The following is a 2,151-nucleotide window of genomic DNA, read 5'->3' as shown; positions in this document are numbered from 1 at the left end:
GGGCGGCGCACTGGTCACATGGGCCGGTGCACCGACTGCGTTTGTGCTGGCCGCCGTGTTGTCCGCGTCGGCGGTGGCGCTGCTTCTGCAACTGGTGGAGCCGCAGCGCGCGCCGGCGCCACAGCGGCACCCGCTGCGCGAGCTGCAGGACGGGGCACGCCTCGTCTGGGACCACCCGCTGCTGCGGCCCATACTTTTGACGGCCGTGGCCTGGAACATTTCCTGGTTTGTGCTGCAGGCCGCCTATGTGCCCTATGCCGTCCGGCTGCTCGGCCTGAATGCAGCCGCGGTAGGACTGACACTTGCCGCTTACGGTGCCGGCATGGTGGCAGGTGCCCTGCTGGCACCGCGTGTTGTCGCGAAGCTGCCTTTCGGCCGGGCCATCCAGCTCGGCCCGGTGGTTTCGGTGCTGGCGGCGTTGACCATGGTCGCCACGCTGGCCCTTCCATCCGGCGCAGTGGCGGCGCTCGCGTTTTTTCTTTTCGGTGCCGGCCCCATCATCTGGACGATCACCTCAACCACGCTGCGGCAGACCGTGACACCGGGCGCCATGCTGGGACGGGTGTCGGCGATCTTCCTGGCCGTCAATACCGGGGCCAGGCCTGTGGGCGCCGCGCTGGGCGGTTGGGTCGGAGCGAACTGGGGTGAGGCGGCCTGCCTGGTGCTGGCCCTCCTCGGATTCATCGTGCAGGCCGGGTTGATCTTGCGTTCCGGGGTCCGCGGGCTCCGACGTCTGCCGATCCCCGCGGCTTGAGAGCGGCCGACCTCTCCCGGCGCGGCCCATCGCCGTAACGTTTCCGCACAATTTTCTGCAAAACAAGCCTCAAGTTTTCCGGCAGGGCTGCCGATAAACGGATAACGAGGGAGGCGGTGCATGGCCAGCCGCTCTGCCGTGGGCGACGCCAGATCCGGGCACTTCAGATGAAGCGCCCGCTTGCCCCCGCGACGGGGGATAGCCCGCCATGCACAGGAAAGGCGCATGACCAGCAATGGGCATGGGCTCGCCCCATGCCGCTGCCCCCTCCGGTTCCAACCATTCAGCAAATTCAATTGGCACAAGGCATGCCGCTTTTTCCTTCCCCACAATTTCTGGAGTCCCGCTCATGTTTCTAAGCAATATCTCGATCGGCAAGCGCCTGGCCCTGGTGGTCGGCATCATCCTTGCCCTGTTTTTGACGAGCAGTGTGCTTGCCGTCCTGAAGCTGCGGCAACTGGGCGTTGAAATCAACGCCATGGTCGAGAACAACGTCAAAACCGAGCGGGCCGGTGCGGACTGGCTGCGCCACACCACATCGGGTGTGCAGCGGGCCGCTGCCATCGCCAAAAGCGGCGATGCCAGCCTGATCGCCTATTTCGCACCGGCAACAGCAGCCGCAATCACGCAAACCAATGCCCTGCAGAAATTCATCGAAACCCAGATGGACACGCCGGAAAAGCGCCAGTTGTTCGACAAGGTGGGTGAGCTTCGCAAGAATTACCTGGCGGCGCGCGAGGAAGTCAGCAAAGCCAAGCTGGCAGGCGATGTGGAAGGCGCCAACCGCATCTTCAACGAACGCTTCGAGCCTACCTCGCGCAGCTATCTTGCCGGCGTGCAACAGATGGTGGACACAGAGCGGGCCCTGCTGGACACAGCAGCACAGCGAAGTGAAGACTTGCGTGCCGCCACCAGCCTGCTGCTGATCGTCTGCACCTTGCTGTCGCTCGGCCTCGGCCTTTTCCTGGCCTGGTTGCTGACGCGCAGCATCACGCAGCCCTTGCACCGGGCGGTGCAGGTGGCACAAACAGTCGCCGCCGGCGACCTGAGCAGCCATATCGAAGTGACCAGCAAGGACGAAACCGGCCAATTGATGCAGGCGCTCAAGGACATGAACGACAGCCTGTCCAAAGTCGTGGGTGAAGTCCGCCAGGGCACAGACACCATCGCCACCGCCTCCAGCCAGATTGCTGCCGGCAACCACGACCTGTCCTCCCGCACCGAGCAGCAGGCCAGCTCCCTGGAAGAGACCGCCGCCTCCATGGAAGAGCTCACCTCCACCGTCAAACAGAACGCCGACAACGCCCGCCAGGCCAACCAGCTGGCGGTGTCCGCCTCCAGCGTCGCCGTGCGCGGCGGCAGCGTCGTCTCCCAGGTGGTCGACACCATGGGCGCCA

At 65.0% G+C, this 2,151-nt stretch carries 2 protein-coding genes; both read left to right on the top strand.

What is annotated here, in order from left to right:
• Positions 1 to 754: MFS transporter (locus WA904_RS18780; RefSeq protein ID WP_425198649.1), on the top strand; the 754-nt coding region annotated here is incomplete at its 5' end.
• A gap of 349 nt (positions 755 to 1,103) precedes the next feature.
• Positions 1,104 to 2,151, top strand: a 1,048-nt coding sequence (locus WA904_RS18775) for a HAMP domain-containing protein (RefSeq protein WP_425198648.1), incomplete at its 3' end; no start/stop codon positions are given.

The sequence above is a fragment of the Polaromonas sp. genome (assembly GCF_049790275.1).
Classification (GTDB): domain Bacteria; phylum Pseudomonadota; class Gammaproteobacteria; order Burkholderiales; family Burkholderiaceae_C; genus Polaromonas.
The sequence above is the reverse complement of the archived record's forward strand: the minus strand, read 5'-3'. Positions and strand labels throughout refer to the sequence as shown.